Origin of the sequence: Brevundimonas sp., assembly GCF_036399195.1 — a bacterium.
Lineage (GTDB): Bacteria > Pseudomonadota > Alphaproteobacteria > Caulobacterales > Caulobacteraceae > Brevundimonas.
This window is the reverse complement of sequence record NZ_DASWNO010000212.1, coordinates 1-3442: the sequence shown is the minus strand read 5'-3', so window position 1 is coordinate 3442 and position 3442 is coordinate 1. Positions and strand designations below refer to the sequence as shown.

Sequence of the window (3442 nt, the reverse complement as noted above, 5' to 3'; positions counted from 1 at the left end):
AAAAAGAGAGTGAAAATGCCCAAACTGAAGACGAAGTCTGGCGCCAAGAAGCGCTTCAAATTCACGGCGACCGGCAAGGTGAAGTCTGGCGTGGCGGGCAAGCGGCACCGCTTGATCAGCCACAACAGCAAATACATCCGCCAGAACCGCGGCACCAAGGTCATGGCCGACGCCGACGCCAGGAAGATCAAGTCCTACATGCCGTACGCCTGATCGGCGCGCGCATCGACGACCTGATTTCCCCATTGAATTTGAAAGGATAGCGACATGGCTCGCGTCAAACGCGGCGTAGTTTCCCACGCCAGACACAAGAAGGTTCTCAAGCAGGCCAAGGGTTTCTACGGCCGCCGCAAGAACACCATCCGGACCGCCAAGGCCGCCGTTGATCGGGCCGGCCAGTACGCCTACCGCGACCGCCGCAACAAGAAGCGCTCGTTCCGCGCCCTGTGGATCCAGCGCATCAACGCCGCCGCCCGTCTGGAAGGCTTCACCTACTCGCAGTTCATCCACGGCCTTGGCGAAGCCGGCATCGAGCTGGACCGCAAGGTTCTGGCCGCGATGGCCGCCGACGAGGGCGCCTTCAAGGCCATCGCCGACAAGGTCCGGGACGCGCTGAAGACCGCCTGATCCGGGTCTGACGACAAAGCTCGACGCCCGCTCCGGTCTCCGGGGCGGGCGTTCTGCTGTTGGGGGAGTGGTTCGTGGCTGGTGGCTGGTGGCTAGTGGCTGGTGATTACTGGTTGGGGAGTCCCTTTCTGTCAGCGGAAGGGCGGCGCACCAACCGCGGCGTGGCGCAGACGGCGGCCAGCCACTAGCCACTAGCCACCAGCCACTCCTCATCGCTCCCCGCCCCGGCCCCTTTCCCGCCCCGCCGCCAGCGGCTAGACACCGCCACGATGACTGACCTCGCCCAACTCGAACTCGACCTGATCAACGCCATCGGCTCGGCGGAAACCACGGCGGCCGTCGAGGACCTGCGCGTGGCGGCCCTGGGGAAGTCGGGCTCGATCTCCGGCCTGCTCAAGGGCATGGGCGCGCTCAGCCCGGACGAGCGGCGCGAGCAGGGCCCGATGATCAACGGCCTGCGAGACCGGGTGCAATCGGCCCTGACGGCCCGCAAGGTCGAGCTGGAGGCTTCCGAGCTCGACGCCCGCCTGCGCACCGAACACGTCGACCTGACCCTGCCGTCGCGTCCGCGCCGCAAGGGCGGCGTTCACCCGACCATGCAGGTGATGGACGAGATGATCGCCCTGTTCGCCGACATGGGCTTCGCCGTGGCGGAAGGCCCGGACATCGAAGACGACTTCCACAACTTCACCGCCCTGAACTTCCCGCCCAAACACCCGGCGCGGGAGATGCACGACACCTTCTTCCTGACGCCCGACCCCGAGACAGGCGAACGCAAGGTCCTGCGCACCCACACCAGCCCGGTGCAGGTCCGCACCATGATGACCCAGACGCCGCCGATCCGGATCATCGCGCCCGGCCGAACCTTTCGGAAGGACTCCGACGCCACCCACACGCCGATGTTCCATCAGGTCGAGGGGCTGGTGATCGACCGCGACATCCACATGGGCCACCTGAAATGGACGCTGGAGACCTTCGTCGCCCGCTTCTTCGAGGTGAACGGGATCGACGCGCGCTTCCGCCCCCATCACTTCCCCTTCACCGAGCCGTCGGCCGAGATGGACATCCGCTGCGACCGCTCGGGCGGTGAGCTGAAGCTCAACACCGGCGACAGCTGGATGGAGATTCTAGGCTGCGGCATGGTTCACCCGAACGTGCTGCGCAACTGCGGCATCGATCCTGAGGAATACCAGGGCTTCGCCTTCGGCATGGGCGTCGATCGTCTGGCCATGCTGAAGTACGGCGTGCCCGACCTGCGGCCGATGTTCGAGGCCGACACCCGGTGGCTGGCCCACTACGGCTTCTCCGCCTTCTCCGCCCCCAATCCTGCAAGTGGACTGTCCTGATGACCGACCAGCCTTCGCCGTGGAGCGAACCCTCCCGCAATCTGGACCCGCGTGCGACCGAGTTCACGGACGCCCGGTTCTCGCTTTTCGATCTGTATCGCGCCAGCGTTCTGGCCGGCGGCGGAGTGATGATCGAGGGGCGAAGCTTCAACAACTGCGTCATCGAGGGACCCGCGGTGATGCTCGTCCTCGAAGGCGTTCACTTCGAAAGCACGAACTTCGGCCCGACCGGAGGCAATCTGCGCAACATGCTGTTCAAGCCTATGGGCGACATGGGCATCGGCGGCATCCCCATTCGCAACTGCACGTTCACCGGCTGCCAATTCCAGACCCTGGGCATCACCGGGAACGACAGTCTCCTCGAAATGCTGATCGAGCAGGTCCCCGTCGGGTGACGGCCAGAACCGGAATAGAGAGATCGCAAGCATGACAGACCAGACGCCCGCCCTGTCCGCCGAGGAGGCCGCCGGCCGCGCCATCGTGGCCCGCACCAGCTTCCAGAAGGAGGCGATCTGGCTGCCACAGCTGGCGGTCCAGCACTGGAACGCCGGCCAGATGGCGATCGACGGCAAGACCTTCACCGATTGCCTGATCGAGGGGCCCGCCGTCATGGCCGTGATGAACGGCACCCATTTCGACAGCTGCGCCATGGGCACGACCACCGACGTGCGGAACCTGCTCTACCGCCCGCTCAGCACCACCAAGCTGGCCGGCGTGGTGGGCGTATCGAACTGCCGTTTCGTCCGCTGTCGTTTCGTTCAGGTGGGCTTCACCGGTCAGGAGGGTCTGCTGGCCGAGCTGGAAGGCGGCATCAAGTCGATGGCCGGCGAGACCCGGGCGGCGGAGCCCGAGGCGTGAAATTCACCCTCTCGTGGCTGAAGGACCATCTCGACACGGACGCCGACGCGGCGGGCGTCGCCGACGCCATGACCCGGGCCGGTCTTGAGGTCGAGGAGGTGCATGACCCGGTCGCGGCCCTCGCGCCCTTTACGGTCGCCCGCATCGTCTCGGCCGAACGCCATCCCAACGCCGACCGGCTGCAGGTCTGTCAGGTCGACACGGTGGACGGCCCGAAGGAGATCGTCTGCGGCGCGCCCAACGCCCGCGCGGGCCTGACAACCATCTACGCGCCCATCGGCGCCTTTGTGCCTGGCCTCGGCGTGACCCTGGTCGAGAAACCGGTGCGCGGCGTCGTCTCGAACGGCATGCTGTGCTCCGCCGCCGAGCTGGAGCTGTCGGCCGAGAGCGACGACATTCTCGAACTCTCAGACGACCTGCGGGTCGGCGCTCCCGCCGCCGGCGTCTTCGGCGCCGAGCCTGTGATCGATTTCGAGGTCACGCCCAATCGCTCCGACTGGCTCGGCGTCGCCGGCATCGCCCGCGACCTCGCCGCCGCGAGCCTGGGCCAGCTGCGCACCCCGCCCGTCAGCCCGGTGGCCGGCGGCTTCCCGTCGCCGATCACGGTCCGC

The 3442-nt window shown here is 66.7% G+C and carries 6 protein-coding genes; all 6 read left to right on the top strand.

What is annotated here, in order from left to right:
- Positions 1-15 precede the first annotated feature (15 nt).
- Positions 16-213, top strand: coding sequence for a 50S ribosomal protein L35 (rpmI, locus tag VGB60_RS09550; RefSeq protein ID WP_305304774.1), 198 nt, complete (start codon positions 16-18; stop codon positions 211-213).
- Between the two features lie 54 nt (positions 214-267).
- Positions 268-627 (top strand): 50S ribosomal protein L20, encoded by a 360-nt coding sequence (gene rplT / locus VGB60_RS09545; protein WP_331038031.1) that lies wholly within the window; start codon positions 268-270, stop codon positions 625-627.
- A gap of 269 nt (positions 628-896) precedes the next feature.
- Positions 897-1973, top strand: a complete 1077-nt coding sequence (gene pheS, locus VGB60_RS09540; RefSeq protein WP_331038030.1) for a phenylalanine--tRNA ligase subunit alpha — start codon at positions 897-899, stop codon at positions 1971-1973.
- Positions 1973-2368, top strand: coding sequence for a hypothetical protein (locus VGB60_RS09535; protein ID WP_331038029.1), 396 nt, complete (start codon positions 1973-1975; stop codon positions 2366-2368). Before pheS ends, VGB60_RS09535 begins: the two co-directional genes overlap by 1 nt.
- Positions 2369-2399: 31 nt before the next feature.
- Entirely contained in the window at positions 2400-2831 is a 432-nt protein-coding gene (locus VGB60_RS09530) for a hypothetical protein (RefSeq protein ID WP_331038028.1), read from the top strand.
- Positions 2828-3442, top strand: a 615-nt coding sequence (gene ytpR / locus VGB60_RS09525; RefSeq protein WP_349256608.1) for a YtpR family tRNA-binding protein, incomplete at its 3' end; no start/stop codon positions are given. The genes VGB60_RS09530 and ytpR, both read left to right, overlap by 4 nt.

What these genes read in the sequence shown, in the direction of transcription:
- rpmI (WP_305304774.1), top strand. Translation starts at nt 16, where the DNA reads ATGCCCAAACTGAAGACGAAGTCTGGCGCCAAGAAGCGCTTCAAATTC.
- rplT (WP_331038031.1), top strand. Translation starts at nt 268, where the DNA reads ATGGCTCGCGTCAAACGCGGCGTAGTTTCCCACGCCAGACACAAGAAG.
- pheS (WP_331038030.1), top strand. Translation starts at nt 897, where the DNA reads ATGACTGACCTCGCCCAACTCGAACTCGACCTGATCAACGCCATCGGC.
- VGB60_RS09535 (WP_331038029.1), top strand. Translation starts at nt 1,973, where the DNA reads ATGACCGACCAGCCTTCGCCGTGGAGCGAACCCTCCCGCAATCTGGAC.
- VGB60_RS09530 (WP_331038028.1), top strand. Translation starts at nt 2,400, where the DNA reads ATGACAGACCAGACGCCCGCCCTGTCCGCCGAGGAGGCCGCCGGCCGC.